We start from the raw sequence: 16,447 nt of genomic DNA on the forward strand, positions 1-16,447 counted from the left end.
ATTGGTAGGCCTCCGGCCAGCTGCACTTCCGCTAGGCTCGCAATGACGCGCAAAGAGGACGCAAGAAATGGACGTATCCAAGCTGATGTTCCGCGACGGCCTGATGGCGGGCGAGCGGATCCTTGTCACCGGTGGCGGCACTGGCCTCGGGCGCGAGATGGCCGAGGCCTTCCTCAAGCTCGGCGCGACAGTCTACATCTGCGGCCGGCGGCAGAACAAGCTGGATGAAACCGCCGCCGAACTGACGGCGCTGCATTCAGAGGCTTCGGGCGGCAAGATTGTCGGGATGGCCTGCGACATCCGCGACGCGGACGCGATCCACGCCATGGTGGATGCGATCTGGGCCGATGGCGGGGCGCTGACCGGCGTGGTCAACAATGCCGCGGGCAACTTCATCAGCCGCACCGAAGACCTTTCGGTGAACGGCTTCAACGCCATCGCCGACATCGTGATGCGCGGCACCTTCTACGTCACGCTCGACATCGGCAAGCGCCTGATCGCCGAGAAGAAGCGCGCGAGCTTCCTTTCGATCCTCACCACCTGGGTGTGGTCGGGCAGCGCCTTCGTGGTGCCGAGCGCCATGAGCAAGACCGCAATCAACGCCATGACCCAGAGCCTGGCGACCGAATGGGGCCGCTACGGCCTGCGCTTCAACGCCATCGCCCCGGGCCTCTTCCCGACCAAGGGCATGAGCGCGCGCCTCTCACCCGGCGGGCAGGGCGGCAATTCGAAGAACGACCTCAACCCGATGGGCCGCGCGGGCGAGATGCACGAACTCGCCAACCTCGCGGTGTTCCTGATGGGGCCGGGCGCGGAATATGTGAACGGCCAGACCATCGCGATCGACGGCGCGGGCTTCCAGGCCAATGGCGGCACCTTCTACCCGCTGCTCCACGCGCTGGGCGATGCCGAGTGGGATCAGATGCGCGCGATGATCAAGGGCACCAACAGCAAGGACAAGGCGGAGCGGACCACGGGCTAAGGTCCGCTATCAGCGGTTTCGGGCCAGAACCTGCCATTCGGCTAGCGACCCCATTGCGGAAGTGCAGCTTCTTTGTAAGATAGCGGGGTGGTCCGCTTATCTTCTGCGTTGCTTCCATTGCTCGCGGCTGCGTCGCTGAGCAGTTGCACGATTGAGAGCTTCGAGGTCGGAGCTTGCCAACTCGGCGACACCATTGGCTTTAAGATAGTTCCAATCGACGGTTGGCTTCGCGACTATCAACCTCGTCCCGACGAACTCTATGTCAGGGTTGCTGACAGCCGATCCTACGAAGAGGCGGTGGTGTGGGCGACGGGCCTTACGTATGACGACTTCGACAAGAGGACACCTCGAAAAATCATCGCTTATGGCCAGCAGATTTCGGGGTGGGAGGTGCCGCAGCCTCCTAAGCCGTTATCGGAGGGCGTTCGTTATTCTCTCAGAATCTCAGATGGCGGACATCGTGGGTGGGCTGAATTCGAGGCTGGGAAGCCATTACCTGCCTGTTGATTGAGCGGCAGCTTTCCACCCAATTTCTGTCATTCACCGGCCCGCCAGAGTTGCCCGAAAGCGGCCCCTCACGTTCGGGCTCACGCCCGCGCCGCGATCTCCGCTGCGTCGAAATAGTGGATGCGCAAGGTCCGCAAGAGCCCGTCCTCGAACGTGGCGGCTTCGCAGATCGTCTGGGTGAAGGGCTCGCTGCCGTCCTTGGGATGCATCGTCAGCCGGATCACCATCACCGCGTGGGTATCGCCCCCGGTGCAATCGAGGATTTCGAGCTTGGTGTCGGCCCAGGTGCCGTACATCGCCGCCGCGCAGCGTTGCAGCGCGTCCTTGCCCCGCCACTCGCCCGCAAAGGGGAGCGAATTCGCCTCGTAGAGCACGAAGTCGGGGTGGATCAGCGCCTCAACCGCCGCCCAGTCGCGCGTGCCGGCGGTGGCATAAACCCGCGCCAGCATTTCCCTAGGTGCGCTCATTCCTCAATGGTGCCAATGAGATCGCCGACCTTGTAGACCGCGCCTTCCTCGCCGGTGGGATGGATGATCCCGCTGGCCTGGGCCTCGATCTCGGTGGTGCTCTTGTCGGTCTCGACAGTGTAGATGATGTCGCCCTTCTCCACGCGCTCGCCATCGCCGAACATCCATTCGACGAGGGTCATTTCAACAGCGCTCATGCCGAGCTTGGGGATGCGGATTTCGGATGCCATTAGAGCTTGCCCATGCTTGCTTTGATCTGCTCGATGATCTGGCCCTTGTTCGGGATCCACGCCTGTTCGAGGTGCGAAGCGAAGGGCACGGCGGAGAAGGTACCGCCCACGCGCCGGACGGGGCCTTTCAGCACGTCCCAGCACTTTTCCTGGATGTTGGCGGCGATTTCCGCGCCGGTGCCGAAGGGGCGCACGGCTTCGTGCAGGGTCAGCGCGCGGCCGGTCTTGCGGACCGATGCCAGCACCGTCGCCTCGTCGTAGGGAGCGATGGTGCGCAGATCGACGACCTCGACGCTGATGCCTTCCTTGGCGAGGGTCTCGGCCACGTCCAGCGCATCGAGCACGGTGCGGCCATAGGTGATGATCGAGATGTCAGTGCCTTCGCGGGCGATGGCCGCCTTGCCGAGCGGGACGCGGTAGCCCGGGCCCGGATCCTCGGCCTTGAGGCCGTAGCACAGGATGTTCTCGATGAAGATCACCGGGTCGTTCGCGTCGATCGAGGCGCGCATCAGCCCGCGCGCATCAGCCGGGTTCGACGGGGTGACGACATGGATGCCCGCGACGTGGGCGAACCACGCTTCGAGCATGTCCGAGTGCTGGCCGCCAAAGCCGACGCCAACGCCGGTGGTGGTGCGGATCACCATCGGGCACGGGGTCTGCCCGCCCGACATGAAGCGCAGCTTGGCCGCGTGGTTGACGATCTGGTCCATGCACACGCCGACGAAGTTCATCAGCATGATCTCGGCAATCGGGCGCTGGCCAGCGAGCGCGGCGCCCACCGCCGCGCCGATGATCGCGGTTTCCGAGATCGGCGTCGCGCGGATGCGGTGTTCGCCATACTTCTCGGTCAGGCCGGAAGTGACCTTGAACACCCCGCCGCCCTGCTTGGCGGAAACGTCTTCGCCAAGGCAGAACACGCCCGGATCTTCGGCCATCGCCTCGTCGATTGCGAGGTTCAGCGCCTGGGTCATGGTGATCTGGGCCATCAGGCGGTCTCCTCCAGCACGTCCTTGTAGATTTCGTCGGTATCCGGCAGCGGCGCGGCGAGCGCGTGTTCGACCGCAGCGTTGATCTGCGCGTCGATGTCGGCAACGATCGCGTCGAGCTCCTCCTCGGTGAATTGGTAGTCGAGCATCACCTGCCTGAGCTTGGGCAGCGGATCCTCGGCCTTCATTTCGGCGATGTGCTCGGGCGGCATGTAGCTGAAGTCCGAACCGAAGAAGTGGCCCATCATGCGGTAGCACATGGCTTCCACCAGCGTCGGCCCCTCACCAGCACGGGCGCGGGCGACGGCTTCCTGCATCGCGGGATAGATCTGGTGGACGTCATTGCCGTCAACCGTCACGCCCGGCATCCCGTAACCCGCCGCGCGGCTGGCGATGTTGGGGCTGTCGGTATGATCGGCATAGGCGGTGTGCTCGCCATAGCGGTTGTTCTGGCACAGGAAGATGACCGGCAGCTTGTAGAGCTGGGCCATGTTCATCGCTTCGTGGAAGCCGCCGATATTGGCCGCCCCGTCACCGAAGCTCACGAGGGTGACGCGCCCGTCGCCATTGTTCTGGCTCGCCATGGCAAGGCCGTTGGCAATCGGCAGGCCGGAGCCGACCACGCCGGTGGTGACCATGATCCCGGTCTCCGGGTCGGTGATGTGCATGGTGCCGCCCTTGCCCTTGCAGGTGCCGGTCGCCTTGCCGAGGCATTCGCCCCACCACTTCTCCATCGGGATGCCCTTGGCGGTCTGCTCGCCCTGCCCGCGATAGGTGCAGACGACGTAATCGTCCTTCTCCAGCGCCGCCATGGCCGCCGCCGAGACCAGCTCCTGCCCGCGCACGCAGTAATACATCACCGCGACCTTGCCGCCCATGAGCAGTTCGCGGAACTTCTCGTCGGTGCGGTTCACCTTCATCGTGCGGGTGTAGATGTCGAGCAGCTTGTCGCGGTCGATTTGCGCCATGTGTTTCAACCTTTTGGAGAAGGGAGGACTTAGAACTGCACCCGCTGGGTGAACCCGCCATCGACGACAACGTTCGTGCCGGTCATGTAGGGCACCGCGGGGCTGGCGACGAAGACGATCGCCTTGGCCACTTCCACCGGCTCGCCAAAGCGGCCCATCGGCATCTTGGCGAGGGTCGCATCATAGAGCGGCTTCATGTGCTCCTCGATGATCTCCCAGTTGCCGCCCTTGTAGTAGATTGCGCCGGGCGACACGGTGTTCACGCGGATGCCCTTGGCGGCATAGGCCTGGCTGAGCTGCGAGGCATAGGTGATCAGCGCGGCCTTGATCGCGTTGAAGGGGTTGGGCGCGATGAAGGTTTCCAGCGCCGCGGTGGACGAGAGCATCACGATCGAGCCGGTGCCCGAAGCTTCGAGGTAGGGCGTGAGCGTCTCGACCGCGAAGGCCGCGCCCTTCAGATCCATGTCGAGGCAGGCCTGCCAGTCGCCCGCACCGCCGGTGCCCGATGCGCTCGCGGTGTGGACGAAGATGTCGCAGCCGCCCAGTTCCTTGACGGCTTTCTCCAGCCACGCCTGATAGGCCTCGGTGCCGCTCGCCATGTCGAAGACTTCGGCGAACACCTTGCCCGGCCCGGCAGCGTCGATTTCGGCGACGGCAGCGGCGATCTTGTCTTCCTTGCGGCTGAAGAAGGCGACGTCAGCGCCCTCGGCCGCGAACAGCTTGAGCGATTGCAGGCCAAGGCCATGGGCCCCGCCGTTCATGATGACCTTCTTGCCCTTCAATCCCAGATCCATAGCGCCTCTCCCCGGCTTGTTCGTGCAGACCCGAGGGGATAGCCGAGTGGGGGAGCGGGGCGTATCGTCAATTTTGACGGGGTTGGCGTTTGGTTGCGGCATCGGCAGCCCTGAAATGCCGCGGGCGGCACGCGGTAGCCGAAGCCACCCCGCACCGCCCGCGCGATTGGTTCAGGTCGGAAGCCTCAGAAAATGAAGCTGACCCGGCCGTAGAAGAAGCGTCCGTTGAAGCCGAAAGGCGAGAAGGACGAGAACGGCAGGAAGTAGTTGTTGACCGAAAGGTTGGCCGGATTGCCGGTCACCGGATCGATCGTCCGCCCGACCGGGTTTACCGAGGGATACTGATCGAACAGGTTGTTGGCCCCGAAGGCAAGCTCCAGCTGGTTGGCAAAGCCTTCCTGCGGGCGGATGCGGAATTCGAGATCGGTGATCCAGCGCGGCGCGAGCAACACGTCGTTGATCGGCGTCGCACCGGCCGAGAACACCTCGCCGAAGCGGTTGGTGCGCAGGGTCGTGCTCAGCCAGTTCCACTCCCAGTCGGCGCCCAGATTGATGCGGTCACGCGGCTGGCCACGCTCGATCCGCAGCGATTCGAGACGGCCGAACAGATCGATCCCCGGCACCTGGGCAAGGTTGCCCGGGTTGGTGCGGCGGCCGGTGATATCGATGTCGTTCCAGTTGTAGCCGGCCATCAGCGACAGCGAGCCGAAATCGCCAAGCCCGGTGCGGTAGGTCGCAATCGCATCGAAGCCCTTGGTGCGGGTATCGATGCCGTTGAAGAAGAACCGCGCGGCCGAGATGTTGGTGAAGCCCGCGGCATTCAGGATCTGCGCGATCCCCAGGCCCGGATTGCTGCCGTTCGGCACGCCCGCCGCATCGCGGGAGGCCGAGAGGTTATCGGTCAGCACGATGCGGTCATCGATGTCGATCTGGTAGTAATCGAAGGTGATATTGAGGCCCGCCACCCGATTGAACACGGCACCCGCCGACCACGACACGGACTTTTCGGCCTTGAGCGGGGTCGCGCCCAGGGCAATCGCCACCGGGTTATTCACCGGCAAGGTCACCGCATCGACCAGCACGCCGCCGATATTGTTGGTGGCCGCAGCGGCGAAGAACTGCTGCTGGAGCGAGGGCGCACGGAAACCGGTCGACACCGCGCCGCGCAGGGCAAGCCCGTCGACCAGCTCGAGCCGGCTGGCGATCTTGCCGTTGATGGTCGAACCGAAGTCCGAATAGTCCTCGAAGCGGCCGGCCGCCTGGATGTTCCAGCCCGAGGTGATGTCGGCATCGAGTTCGGCATAGAGCGAGACGTTCTCGCGCGAGTTCGGCAAGGTGACATCGACCCCGCCGATGGAGGGCTGGAAGCCCGGGAACACCTGGCTGCCGGGGGCGGCAAAGGCCGTGGCGCCCGCCCCGGTGATGAAGGAGTTGTTGGTGCCCACCCGCACCGGCCCGGCACGATAGCTGTCGGGCTCGCCTTCGGTGAGCTGATATTCCTCGCGCCGCCACTCGGTCCCGAGCGAAAGCGTGAGGCGGTCAATGCCGCTGATTTCGATTTCGCGGCTGATATCGAGGTTGGCCATCAGCTGGCTGTAGGCGATCGCACCGGCGTCGAATTCGGTCTTGCTCGCAGCGCCGAGCGACGCATTGAGCGTGTCGGTGATGAAGAACTCCGTCTCGTTGTCACCATAGGACATCGAAAGGTCCCACTTCCAGCCGCCGAAGTCGCCCTCGAGCCCGCCGACGATGGAGAAATCCTGCGTGTCGGTGTTGATCAGCGGCAGGAAGCCGTCGGGATAGATCGCCAGCACGTTGCGGTTGTCGGCCGCGCGGCGATAGAAGCCGGCGGATTCCGCCTCGCGGGTGCCGAAGCTGCCGAAGGCGTAGAACGAGACCTGATCGTCGAGCGGCATGCCCATGTTGACGACGATGTTGAGGTCCTCGGTCTTGGGATCGCCATAGCGGTGGTAGCGGCGATCGAGCGTCAGTTCGCGCGGATCAAGCGCGCCGCTCTGCGAATAGTTGCGGCGCGGATCGTAGCCGCCACGATTGGTGTCGTTGCGGTCGCGATATTCGGCCGTGATGTTGATGAAGCCTTCGGGCCCGAGCGGCAGGCCGATGTTGCCCGAAACGGTCAGCACCTCGCCATCGGTCACCTTGAGATCGCGGCCGGTGTTGTTGAGCTGGAGCACGCCATCGGGGGTGAGGGTCGGCACCGCTCCGGCAGTCCCGTTGACCCCGGTCACTTCCTTGACGCCGGCAATGCGGGTGTTGAACCCGCCGTAATTGACGAAAAGGCGGCCCCCGCTGCGGGCGTTGTTGAGCTGGAAGTTGATGACACCGGCGATGGCGTCCGAACCGTACTGGGCCGCCGCGCCGTCACGCAGCACTTCGATCCGGCCGACCGAGGATGCGGGAATCTGGTTGATATCGACTGCCGTGCTGCCACGCCCGACCGAGCCGTTGAGGTTGAGCAGCGCCGCACCGTGACGCCGCTTGCCATTGATCAGGACCAGCGTCTGGTCCGGGCCGAGGCCGCGCAAGGTTGCCGGGCGGATCGCGTCGGTGCCATCGGTGATCGAGGGCTGCGGGAAGTTCAGCGAGGGCACGAGGTCACGCAGCAGGCGCGCCGTTTCGGTGAGGCCCGACTGGCGCAGCTGCTCGGCCGAGATCACGTCGATCGGAACCGGGCTTTCGGCCACGGTGCGGTTGGCAGCGCGGGTGCCGGTGACGATCAGCACATTGTCGCTGTCTTCGGCCGCTTCGGCGGCGGCCTGCTGCAGCATCGCGAGCGGCGCGATGCTGGTCACGGCGACGTTGGCGGCGTCGGCATCGCCCTCGCCAGCAGCTTCAGCGGCCTGTGCCGGTGCCGCGGCCAGCGACGCAGCCATAAGCACGGCAGCGGTGGCAACGGGCGAGCCGGAGTGGAGGACGTGATAGATCTTTCGCATTTTTTGCTTTCCCCTGATGGACTCAACGATGCCCGCGCCCTGCAACCCCGCCGAGTGTGGCGAGACGCACTGGGCGCAGGATTTGCAAGTGCCCGCCGCCGCCTCTGCGGCAATGGACACTGCGATTCCCCCTCCTGGAATGGTGTCTCGATGTTGTCGGGGGCAAAATCCCGCCCGCACATCGCGCTTATTTGCGGCATGGCGCGATCCCGGTGCGCCTTGCGTGCTGGTAACAAAGTTACCCGAGAACGCCCCCCGGTCAACGCCGAAACGCTTGCTACCCCGCAATTCGGGCAACAATTCGCGAGGCTGTCGTCAATCTGCCACAGTGCTGCAGGGACAGGGTCTGCCAATGCATGGCTGGGCAAGCCACGATCGGACGGGCGCGGGCGGGCTGAATGGAGAATGGTGTTCCGGCGGTGCGATGGACGCGCTGCGGCGCGATCTTTGGCCCTCTATGGGCTCTGGTGCTGCTGGGGAGGATTGAACTCCCGACCTCACCCTTACCAAGGGTGCGCTCTACCACTGAGCTACAGCAGCGCCGGAAACAGGCGCGCCCTATTGTCGCGCCTTGGGGCAATGTCAACGCTCTTGTTGCGCTATCGCTTCGCTACATGAGCGCAAGGCTTGATGAGGGGGCGCTATATCTGCAAGGCGTTTCGCATGCGTGAAGACCTTCGCAAGAATATGTCACGAGAAGAGCGGCTCGCGGCAAAGCTGCGCGAGAACCTGCGTCGGCGGAAGGCGCAGGCACGGGCGCTCGGTGATTCGGAGGCGACGGAATCGCTTCCCAATCGCGCTGACGATAGCTAACGAACGCCGCTCCCGACAGTGACGGAGCCACAATGCCCAAGCTCATCCTCGTCCGCCACGGCCAGAGCCAGTGGAATCTCGAAAACCGCTTCACCGGCTGGTGGGATGTCGACCTGACCGCGCAAGGCGTGGCCGAGGCCACCGCTGCGGGCGAGTTGCTCAAGGCCAAGGGCGTGCTGCCGACCTATGCCTTCACTTCGCTCCAGACCCGCGCGATCAAGACGCTGCATCTGGCGCTGGAGGCTGCGGGCCGCCTTTGGATCCCGGAAACCAAGGACTGGCGTCTCAACGAGCGGCACTATGGCGGGCTCACCGGGCTCGACAAGGCCGAGACCGCGGCCCGGCACGGCGACGACCAGGTCAAGATCTGGCGCCGCAGCTTCGACATTCCGCCCCCGGTGCTTGAGGCCGGGAGCGAGTTCGATCTTGCTTCGGACCCGCGCTACGCCGGGATCGCGATCCCCAACACCGAGAGCCTCAAGCTCACCATTGAGCGCGTGCTGCCCTATTGGGAAAGCACCATCCTTCCCGTGCTGGCCAGCGGCGAGACCGTGATCATCGCCGCTCACGGCAATTCCCTGCGCGCGCTGGTGAAGCACCTCTCGGGCATTTCCGACGCGGACATCACCGACCTCGAGATTCCCACCGGCCAGCCGATCATCTATGACTTTGACGGCAGCGCGGTGACAGGGGCCCGCTATTACCTGAAGGACGCATGATGGAAGTGACCGGGGGACGCGTCGCGATCGTGATGGGCAGCCAGTCCGACTGGCCGACCATGAAGGCCGCCGCCGAGGTGCTCGACGAGCTGGAAGTGCCCTATGAGGCGCGGATCGTCTCGGCCCATCGCACGCCCGACCGGATGGTCGCTTTCGCCAAGGGCGCGGAAGGCGAAGGCTTCGATGTCATCATTGCGGGCGCTGGCGGCGCAGCGCATCTGCCCGGCATGATTGCCAGCATGACCCACCTGCCGGTGCTCGGCGTGCCGGTGCAGTCCAAGGCGCTGTCGGGCATGGATAGCCTGCTCTCGATCGTGCAGATGCCCGGCGGCATTCCCGTCGGCACACTGGCGATCGGCGAGGCGGGGGCGAAGAATGCCGGCTTGCTCGCCGCGTCGATCCTCGCCCTCGGCGACAAGGACCTGTCCGAACGCCTGCAGGACTGGCGCGCCGCCAAGAGCGCGGCCGTAACCGAAACGCCGCAAGACTGATGCTCGCGCCCGGCTCCACCATCGGCATTCTGGGCGGCGGCCAGCTGGGCCGGATGATGGCCATGGCCGCCATGCAGCTCGGCTATCGCTGCATCGCCTATGCCCCGCCGGGCGACAATGTCGCCGCCGATGCCTGCGCCGATTTCTTCGAGAACGGCTGGGGTGATCGCGCTGCGCTGACCGCCTTTGCCACCAAGTGCGATGTGGTCACCTGGGAATTCGAGAACGTGCCGCTGAGCACGGTCGCCGCGATCCCGCAGACACTGCTCGCCTGCCCTGCCCGCGCGCTCGAAGTGGCGCAGGACCGGCTGGGCGAAAAGCGCTTCATCGCTGAACTTGGCGGCACATCGGCCCCGTTTGCGCGGGTCGAGAGCGAGGACGATTTCGCCCGCGCCTTCGATGCGGTCGGCACGCCGGGCATCCTCAAGACCGCGCGCGACGGCTATGACGGCAAGGGCCAGTGGCGCATCCCCTCGGCCCACGAAGCCCACGGCCTGCGCTTTCCGGGGCGCACCTGCATCTATGAGGGCCTCGTCGAATTCGAGACCGAGTTCTCGGTGATCCTCGTGCGCTCGGCGAGCGGCGAGGTGCGGTTCTGGGATTCGACTGCCAACCACCACGAAGGCGGAATGCTCGCCCAATCGGTGCTGCCCGCCGGTGCGCTGATCGAAGAGCAGGTGCCCGCCGCGCGCGAGCTTGCCGCGAAGACCGCTGCTGCGCTCGGCTATGTCGGGGTGCTGACGCTCGAATTCTTCGCGACCAAGGACGGGCCAGTGTTCAACGAAATGGCGCCGCGCGTCCACAATTCGGGCCACTGGACCATCGAGGGCGCGGCCACCAGCCAGTTCGAAAACCACATCCGCGCCATCACCGGCCTGCCGCTCGGCGCCACGGCGACGCGCTTTGCCAGCATCGACATGCGCAACATCGTCGGCGCGGATGCGCTGACCGCGCACACGATCCTCGCCGAACCGGGCGAGCCGCACCTGCACCTCTACGGCAAGCGCGAGGCGCGTGAAGGGCGCAAGATGGGCCACGTGACCCGCGTCGGCCCCGCGCTGAAGTGAGCGCCGAAATGACGCCGGAAATCGTCCTGATCTATGCCCGTGCCGCCAATGGTGCGATCGGGCGCGAGGGCGATCTGCCATGGCGGCTGCCCGCCGATCTCCGGCACTTCAAGGCTCTGACGCTTGGCAAGCCGATGATCATGGGCCGCAAGACCTTCGACAGCCTGCCGGGCCTCTTGCCGGGCCGTCGCCATATCGTGCTGACGCGGGGCGAGGGACTGGGCGAAGGGGCCGAGCCTGCCGGATCCATCGCGGAAGCGCTGGCGCTGGCGAGCGCGGCGAACGACAGCGGCGAAATCGCGGTGATCGGCGGGGCGGCGATCTACGGCCTGTTCTGGCCGCTCGCCCACCGCATCGAGCTGACCCAGATCCACGCGGATTACGAAGGCGACACCTTCATGCCCGCACCGGACGAAGGCTGGGCCGAAACGGCGCGGGAAGATCACGCGGCGACTGGCGACACGCCCGCCTTCTCCTTCATCACTTACCGCAAGGCCGCCGCCTGATGCGCTGGCTCGATCACCGCCGTCCGATCCCCGAAGCGCTGCGCGGCGCGGTGATCGCGCTCGGCAATTTCGACGGGTTCCATCGCGGGCATCAGGCCGTTGCGGGCGAGGCAATCGCCTGGGCCAAGGCAGAAGGCCGCCCTTCGATCATCGCCACATTCGATCCGCATCCGGTGCGCTTCTTCAAGCCCGATGTGCCGCCCTTCCGGCTGACGACGCTCGAACAGCGGCAGGAGCTCTATCTGGCGGCTGGCGCGACCGCGATGCTGGTGTTCCACTTCGACGCCGAGCTGGCCGGAACCAGCGCCGAGGACTTCATCCAATCCATCCTGATCGACCGCTTCGGCGCGCATGGCGTGGTGACCGGCGGCGATTTCACCTTCGGCAAGGGCGCGCGAGGAAATGTCGATCTGCTGCGCACCTTCGGCGGCGAGCGGGGCCTGCAATCGCGCGTGGTCGAGGCGGTGACGGCGGGCGAGGAGGTCGTCTCCTCCAGCCGCATCCGGCAGGCGCTGCGCGACGGCGATCCGCAGCTGGCCGCGCGCCTGCTCACCCGGCCCTTCGCGATTCGCGGCATCGTCGAACATGGCGACAAGCGCGGGCGCACCATCGGCTATCCCACCGCCAACGTCACGATCGACAACTACCTGCGCCCCAAATACGGCATCTACGCCGTCACCGGCCGCTTGCTCGCGACCGGACAGGTGCTCCACGGCGCGGCCAATATCGGCATCCGCCCGCAGTTCGAACCGCCCAAGGAGCTGCTCGAGCCCTACTTCTTCGACTTCTCCGGCGATCTCTACGGGCAGGAAATCGAAGTCGCCTTCCACCACTTCCTGCGCGGCGAGGCGAAGTTCGATTCGCTCGAGGCGCTGATCGAACAGATGGACAAGGATTGCGCCGAGGCGCGGCGCCTTCTAAGCGCCTCCTCCGATGACTGAAGAGACGACACAGCGCGATTACAGGGACACCGTCTTCCTGCCGAAGACCGATTTCCCCATGAAGGCCGGCCTTCCGCAGAAGGAGCCGGGTATTGCCGCGCGCTGGGAAGCGATCGGCCTCTACGATGCCCTGCGCAAGGCACGCCGGGGGCGCGAGAAGTTCATCCTCCACGATGGCCCGCCCTACGCCAATGGCGACATGCATATCGGCCATGCGTTGAACCACATCCTCAAGGACATGGTCTGCCGCACCCAGAACCTCCTGGGCCGCGATGCGCCTTACGTTCCCGGCTGGGACTGCCACGGCCTCCCCATCGAATGGAAGGTCGAAGAGCAGTATCGCAAGGACAAGAAGGCCAAGCCCGTCCTCACCGGCGCGGGGCGTGACGAGGCGGCGGTCAAGGCCTTCCGCGACGAGTGCCGCACCTATGCCCAGAAGTGGGTCGATGCGCAGCGCGGGCAGCTGAAGCGCCTCGGCATCATGGGCGATTGGGACCACCCCTACCTCACCATGCAGAAGGAGAGCGAGGCGGTGATCGTCGCCGAGCTTTTGAAGCTGGCCGAGGCGGGGAACCTCTATCGCGGCTCGAAGCCGGTGATGTGGTCCCCGGTCGAACAGACCGCGCTGGCCGAGGCGGAGGTCGAATACGAGGACATCACCTCGACCCAGATCGACGTGGCGTTCCAAATCGATGAGAGTCCTGTTGAGGCACTGGTCGGTGCCTTTGCCGTTATCTGGACAACGACACCGTGGACAATTCCGGTCAATCAGGCGATCGCTTACGGGCCTACGATCGAATACGTTCTCGGCATGCCGGAATTCGTGAACGTGTCCGATGAGGCGATGCGGAGCATTGTCACGTCAACCACATTCAATGAGTTCTTTGTCCGCCCGGTGCTGATTGCTTCAGAATTGGTCAGCAGCTTCGTCGCTCGAGTGAACGGAATGCTGAACCAACTCGATTTGGGTCGGTACGGTTCGCCTGATGCGAAGTTTGAACTGGTCGTAGAGTCCCGCTTCAAAGGCGCAGACCTCGCCGGCACCCTTGCCCGCCACCCGATGCACCATCTCGGCGGGTTCTACGCAACCCCGCGCCCGCTGCTTCCCGGCGACTTCGTCACCACCGACAGCGGCACCGGCCTCGTCCACATGGCACCCGACCACGGCGAGGACGACTTTGACCTCTGCAAGGCCAACGGCATCAACCCCGTCTTTGCGGTGATGGACGACGGGCGATACCGCGACGACTGGGGCTGGCTCGGCGGCGCGGACGAGCGGCGCATGAGTGTCATCAACCCCAAGTTCAACGCGCCCGATGGCCCGATCTGCTCGGACCTGCGCGAAGCCGGCGCGCTGCTCGCCGCGAGTGCCGATTACGCGCACTCCTACCCCCACTCGTGGCGCTCCAAGGCCAAGGTGATCTTCCGCTGCACCCCGCAGTGGTTCGTGCCGATGGATAGGGCGCTGGATGATGGCACCACGCTGCGCGACACGGCCATCGCCGAAATCGCCCGCGTCCAGTTCATCCCCGAAAAGGGCCGCAACCGCATCGGCGCGATGGTCGAAGGACGGCCCGACTGGGTGCTGAGCCGCCAGCGCGCCTGGGGCGTGCCGATCACCTTGTTCGTCCGGCCTGACGGCTCCTACCTGCAGGACCCTGCCGTCAACGCCCGCATCGTGGCGGCGGTGAATGCGGAAGGCATGGACGCGTGGAACAGCGCCAACAAGGCCGCGTTCCTCGGCCCGGACTACGACGCGCAAGAGTTCGAGATGGTCACCGACATTCTCGACGTGTGGTTCGATTCGGGCTGCACACATGCCTTCGTGCTCGAAAGCGGGCGCTGGCCGGACCTGCAATGGCCCGCCAACCTCTACCTCGAAGGCTCGGACCAGCATCGCGGCTGGTTCCAGTCCTCGCTGCTGCAATCGGCCGCCACCCGTGGCCGCGCGCCTTATGATCAGGTTCTCACCCACGGCTTCACGATGGATGCCAAGGGCAAGAAGATGTCGAAGAGCCTCGGCAACACGGTCGATCCGCTCAAGGTCATGGAGACCTACGGCGCGGACATCATCCGGCTGTGGGCATTGAGCGTCGACTTCACCGAGGATCACCGCATCGGCGACGAGATCCTGAAGGGCGTGGGCGACCAGTATCGCAAGCTGCGCAACACCTTCCGCTACCTGCTCGGCGCGCTCGACGGGTTCGTGGGCGACATGAGCGATGCGGGCGAACTGCCCGAGCTCGAGGTTTATATCCTCGCGCTGCTTTCGGAGCTGGACGGCAAGCTGAAGGCGGCCGCCGAAGCCTACGACTTCAACGCCTACACCCGCCTGCTGGTCGATTTCTGCAACGAAGACCTCTCGGCCTTCTTCTTCGATATCCGCAAGGACGCGCTCTATTGCGACGGGCCGGACTCTGTCACGCGCAACGCCTATCGCACCGTGCTCGACCTGCTGTTCCATGCCCTCGTGCGCTATGCTGCACCGGTGCTGGTGTTCACGGCCGAGGAAGTGTGGATGAGCCGCTATCCCGAGGATGGCGAAGAGGACGAGGACGGCCAGCGCGGGAGCGTCCACCTGCTCGAATGGCCGAGCGTGCCGGGCGTGCGCGTCGACAATGCCAGGTGGACGCAGCTGCGCGCGCTTCGCGATGCGGTCAACGAGGCGATCGAGCCGCTGCGGCGCGACAAGACCATCCGCTCCAGCCTCGAAGCTGAAGTCGTCGTCCCCGCCGCCATGGTGCCCGAAGGCGTGTCGGACGAGCAGCTCGCCGAACTGTTCATCACCGCGACAGTCACGCGCGGGCAGGGCGATGGCGTGATCGTCACCAAGACCGCCCACCACAAGTGCTCGCGCTGCTGGCGCCATCTGCCCGATGTGGCAGACGAGGCTTCGCTGTGTGGCCGCTGCGATGATGCCGTCGCCCAGCTGGATGCCGCGGAATGAGCGAGCTGTTCACCCGCAACCGCCTGATCGGGCTCGCCTTTGCGGCCGTCATCGCCGGCATCGACCAGCTGGTGAAGTGGTGGGTGATCGGGCCTTTGGCTCTGCGTCAGGTCGGGCACATTGATCTTTTGCCCTTCTTCGATCTCACCTACACCGAGAACCGCGGCATCTCGCACGGCATGCTGCAGGCGACCGACATGGAGACCCGCTGGCTGCTGGTGGCGATGACGGCGGTGATCGCGCTGGTCGTGGCGGTGTGGATGATGCGCGAGAAGGCGATGGGCGAAATCCTCGGCCTGGCGCTGATCCTTGGCGGGGCTGTGGGCAATATCCGTGATCGCTATGATCTGGGCTATGTCATCGACTATGCCGACTTCCACATCGGGACATTCCGTCCCTTCCTGATCTTCAACATTGCCGATGCCGCGATTACCATCGGTGTCGTCATAATCCTTGCCCGCAGCCTGTTCGTGCGCGACAAGGAAGAAACCGAAACCGGGGATGCGTCCCGTGGAGAGACTGACAATGCGTAAACTTGCACCCGTGATCCTGCTGGCCGGCACCTCGGTGATGCTGGCTGCGTGCGGCGGCTCCGGCGGTGTTTTCAATCGTGACCGGCCGGACGAGTTCGCTGTGCAGCGTCAGGCTCCGCTGGTGGTGCCGCCCGATTTCACGCTCACCCCGCCCGCTCCGGGTGCCCCGCGCCCGACCGAAGGCACCGCCTCGGATCAGGCGCTTGAAGCCCTGTTCGGCGGCCCCGCGCAGCGCAGCCGGATCGAAGCGAGCGTGATCGACCGCGCCGGCAGCGCCGCGCCGAGCATCCGCAGCACCGTGGGCGACACCGGCACCAACACCGTCGCCAAGGGCCGCGTCACCCGCGACATCATCGCCGCGCCGGAAGGCGACGGCCAGTCGGCCACGACCGTTATACCTTCTTGATTTGACCCTCAAACGCCGGGCGGCGGACGTCCGTCCGGTTGTCCTCGCTTCGCTCGTTCAGCTTCGCTTCGGCTTTCCTCGCATAAGCTCGGGCGCGCGTTCGCGCTTGCGGTCGCTTCGCGACCGGTTCCAGTGC

General features: G+C 65.3%; 16 protein-coding genes and 1 tRNA gene. 10 read left to right on the forward strand and 7 right to left on the reverse strand.

Going from position 1 to position 16,447, the window contains the following annotated elements; genetic code table 11:
• Positions 1–67: 67 nt before the first annotated feature.
• Entirely contained in the window at positions 68–982 is a 915-nt protein-coding gene (locus RSE14_RS09365) for an SDR family oxidoreductase (protein ID WP_324073038.1), read from the forward strand.
• 587 nt (positions 983–1,569) lie between these two features.
• On the opposite strand, the gene RSE14_RS09370 is transcribed toward RSE14_RS09365, so the two are convergent.
• The 7 genes from RSE14_RS09370 to RSE14_RS09400 all read right to left on the reverse strand — a co-directional run bounded on the left by RSE14_RS09370 (position 1,570) and on the right by RSE14_RS09400 (position 8,428).
• Positions 1,570–1,956: a nuclear transport factor 2 family protein gene (locus tag RSE14_RS09370; RefSeq protein ID WP_324073039.1), complete on the reverse strand. Its 387-nt coding sequence runs from the start codon at positions 1,954–1,956 to the stop codon at positions 1,570–1,572.
• Complete coding sequence (locus tag RSE14_RS09375; protein WP_017665057.1) at positions 1,953–2,186, reverse strand: biotin/lipoyl-containing protein; 234 nt, start codon at positions 2,184–2,186, stop codon at positions 1,953–1,955. Before RSE14_RS09375 ends, RSE14_RS09370 begins: the two co-directional genes overlap by 4 nt.
• A complete protein-coding gene (locus tag RSE14_RS09380) occupies positions 2,186–3,172 on the reverse strand; it encodes an alpha-ketoacid dehydrogenase subunit beta (RefSeq protein ID WP_324073047.1) in 987 nt (328 codons plus the stop codon). The genes RSE14_RS09375 and RSE14_RS09380 overlap by 1 nt, the downstream gene beginning before the upstream one ends.
• Positions 3,172–4,140: a thiamine pyrophosphate-dependent dehydrogenase E1 component subunit alpha gene (locus tag RSE14_RS09385; RefSeq protein ID WP_324073049.1), complete on the reverse strand. Its 969-nt coding sequence runs from the start codon at positions 4,138–4,140 to the stop codon at positions 3,172–3,174. Before RSE14_RS09385 ends, RSE14_RS09380 begins: the two co-directional genes overlap by 1 nt.
• Positions 4,141–4,169: 29 nt before the next feature.
• Complete coding sequence (locus RSE14_RS09390; protein WP_324073051.1) at positions 4,170–4,934, reverse strand: SDR family NAD(P)-dependent oxidoreductase; 765 nt, start codon at positions 4,932–4,934, stop codon at positions 4,170–4,172.
• A gap of 185 nt (positions 4,935–5,119) precedes the next feature.
• Complete coding sequence (locus tag RSE14_RS09395) at positions 5,120–7,888, reverse strand: TonB-dependent receptor plug domain-containing protein (protein WP_324073053.1); 2,769 nt, start codon at positions 7,886–7,888, stop codon at positions 5,120–5,122.
• A gap of 465 nt (positions 7,889–8,353) precedes the next feature.
• A tRNA-Thr gene (locus RSE14_RS09400) sits at positions 8,354–8,428 on the reverse strand.
• Positions 8,429–8,551: 123 nt separating this feature from the next.
• On the opposite strand from RSE14_RS09400, the gene RSE14_RS09405 reads away from it, so the two are divergent.
• The 9 genes from RSE14_RS09405 to RSE14_RS09445 are packed head-to-tail and all read left to right on the forward strand — an operon-like array spanning position 8,552 to position 16,311.
• A complete protein-coding gene (locus RSE14_RS09405) occupies positions 8,552–8,701 on the forward strand; it encodes a hypothetical protein (RefSeq protein ID WP_324073055.1) in 150 nt (49 codons plus the stop codon).
• A 32-nt stretch (positions 8,702–8,733) separates the two neighbouring features.
• The gene (gpmA, locus tag RSE14_RS09410) at positions 8,734–9,420 is read left to right on the forward strand and encodes a 2,3-diphosphoglycerate-dependent phosphoglycerate mutase (RefSeq protein ID WP_324073057.1); all 687 of its coding nucleotides are present in this window, start codon (positions 8,734–8,736) and stop codon (positions 9,418–9,420) included.
• Entirely contained in the window at positions 9,420–9,911 is a 492-nt protein-coding gene (gene purE / locus RSE14_RS09415) for a 5-(carboxyamino)imidazole ribonucleotide mutase (protein WP_324076880.1), read from the forward strand. Before gpmA ends, purE begins: the two co-directional genes overlap by 1 nt.
• Positions 9,911–10,978, forward strand: coding sequence for a 5-(carboxyamino)imidazole ribonucleotide synthase (locus RSE14_RS09420; RefSeq protein ID WP_324073059.1), 1,068 nt, complete (start codon positions 9,911–9,913; stop codon positions 10,976–10,978). Before purE ends, RSE14_RS09420 begins: the two co-directional genes overlap by 1 nt.
• Positions 10,979–10,986: 8 nt before the next feature.
• Complete coding sequence (locus tag RSE14_RS09425; RefSeq protein ID WP_324073061.1) at positions 10,987–11,484, forward strand: dihydrofolate reductase; 498 nt, start codon at positions 10,987–10,989, stop codon at positions 11,482–11,484.
• On the forward strand, positions 11,484–12,425 hold the full coding sequence (locus RSE14_RS09430) for a bifunctional riboflavin kinase/FAD synthetase (protein WP_324073064.1): 942 nt from the start codon (positions 11,484–11,486) through the stop codon (positions 12,423–12,425). Before RSE14_RS09425 ends, RSE14_RS09430 begins: the two co-directional genes overlap by 1 nt.
• Positions 12,418–15,372, forward strand: a complete 2,955-nt coding sequence (locus tag RSE14_RS09435) for an isoleucine--tRNA ligase (RefSeq protein ID WP_324073066.1) — start codon at positions 12,418–12,420, stop codon at positions 15,370–15,372. Before RSE14_RS09430 ends, RSE14_RS09435 begins: the two co-directional genes overlap by 8 nt.
• Positions 15,369–15,905, forward strand: a complete 537-nt coding sequence (gene lspA, locus RSE14_RS09440; protein WP_324073069.1) for a signal peptidase II — start codon at positions 15,369–15,371, stop codon at positions 15,903–15,905. Before RSE14_RS09435 ends, lspA begins: the two co-directional genes overlap by 4 nt.
• The gene (locus RSE14_RS09445; RefSeq protein ID WP_324073070.1) at positions 15,898–16,311 is read left to right on the forward strand and encodes a DUF3035 domain-containing protein; all 414 of its coding nucleotides are present in this window, start codon (positions 15,898–15,900) and stop codon (positions 16,309–16,311) included. The genes lspA and RSE14_RS09445 overlap by 8 nt, the downstream gene beginning before the upstream one ends.
• Positions 16,312–16,447 lie beyond the last annotated feature (136 nt).

Origin of the sequence: Erythrobacter sp. (genome assembly GCF_035194505.1) — a bacterium.
GTDB lineage: Bacteria > Pseudomonadota > Alphaproteobacteria > Sphingomonadales > Sphingomonadaceae > Erythrobacter.

Bases quoted from the DNA above. Each gene is read 5' to 3' on its own strand.
- RSE14_RS09365 (WP_324073038.1), top strand. From the start codon at position 68: ATGGACGTATCCAAGCTGATGTTCCGCGACGGCCTGATGGCGGGCGAG.
- RSE14_RS09370 (WP_324073039.1), bottom strand. From the start codon at position 1,956: ATGAGCGCACCTAGGGAAATGCTGGCGCGGGTTTATGCCACCGCCGGC.
- RSE14_RS09375 (WP_017665057.1), bottom strand. From the start codon at position 2,186: ATGGCATCCGAAATCCGCATCCCCAAGCTCGGCATGAGCGCTGTTGAA.
- RSE14_RS09380 (WP_324073047.1), bottom strand. From the start codon at position 3,172: ATGGCCCAGATCACCATGACCCAGGCGCTGAACCTCGCAATCGACGAG.
- RSE14_RS09385 (WP_324073049.1), bottom strand. From the start codon at position 4,140: ATGGCGCAAATCGACCGCGACAAGCTGCTCGACATCTACACCCGCACG.
- RSE14_RS09390 (WP_324073051.1), bottom strand. From the start codon at position 4,934: ATGGATCTGGGATTGAAGGGCAAGAAGGTCATCATGAACGGCGGGGCC.
- RSE14_RS09395 (WP_324073053.1), bottom strand. From the start codon at position 7,888: ATGCGAAAGATCTATCACGTCCTCCACTCCGGCTCGCCCGTTGCCACC.
- RSE14_RS09405 (WP_324073055.1), top strand. From the start codon at position 8,552: ATGCGTGAAGACCTTCGCAAGAATATGTCACGAGAAGAGCGGCTCGCG.
- gpmA (WP_324073057.1), top strand. From the start codon at position 8,734: ATGCCCAAGCTCATCCTCGTCCGCCACGGCCAGAGCCAGTGGAATCTC.
- purE (WP_324076880.1), top strand. From the start codon at position 9,420: ATGGAAGTGACCGGGGGACGCGTCGCGATCGTGATGGGCAGCCAGTCC.
- RSE14_RS09420 (WP_324073059.1), top strand. From the start codon at position 9,911: ATGCTCGCGCCCGGCTCCACCATCGGCATTCTGGGCGGCGGCCAGCTG.
- RSE14_RS09425 (WP_324073061.1), top strand. From the start codon at position 10,987: ATGACGCCGGAAATCGTCCTGATCTATGCCCGTGCCGCCAATGGTGCG.
- RSE14_RS09430 (WP_324073064.1), top strand. From the start codon at position 11,484: ATGCGCTGGCTCGATCACCGCCGTCCGATCCCCGAAGCGCTGCGCGGC.
- RSE14_RS09435 (WP_324073066.1), top strand. From the start codon at position 12,418: ATGACTGAAGAGACGACACAGCGCGATTACAGGGACACCGTCTTCCTG.
- lspA (WP_324073069.1), top strand. From the start codon at position 15,369: ATGAGCGAGCTGTTCACCCGCAACCGCCTGATCGGGCTCGCCTTTGCG.
- RSE14_RS09445 (WP_324073070.1), top strand. From the start codon at position 15,898: ATGCGTAAACTTGCACCCGTGATCCTGCTGGCCGGCACCTCGGTGATG.